Genomic DNA, 304 nt, shown 5'->3' with positions numbered 1-304 from the left:
TGGCTCCTACGGCTTAGAGAGATGGATCGCTAGCACAAGCGACGAGCAACCAGAAGTAGAGATTTCGGTGATTCTTCCTCGCGAGTACTATCAAGAATTGGCCACTGACCTCCGGCGTTCCGTTACATGGGAGCAGTTCTTCTCCGGTACAGTTTTCGAGAACAACGACTCTCTCCGCCACCCCCGGTCCGGTGTCACGGATGCCGATTCGAGACCGGACGTTACGGGGTCGCTGCCACTCATGGATTGGTTAATCGATACAGAGAGAGTGATTAGACTGAAAAATAGGTCGAGCAGCTACCGT

At 53.3% G+C, this 304-nt stretch carries 1 protein-coding gene; it reads left to right on the top strand.

Features of this window, described 5'->3' with window-relative positions; genetic code table 11:
- Positions 1 to 304, top strand: a 304-nt coding sequence (locus EXE45_RS20850) for a hypothetical protein (protein WP_206750492.1), incomplete at both ends; no start/stop codon positions are given.

Source organism: Halorubrum sp. SP9 (assembly GCF_005435015.1).
GTDB classification, from domain to species: Archaea; Halobacteriota; Halobacteria; order Halobacteriales; family Haloferacaceae; genus Halorubrum; species Halorubrum sodomense.
The sequence above is the reverse complement of the archived record's forward strand: the minus strand, read 5'-3'. Positions and strand labels throughout refer to the sequence as shown.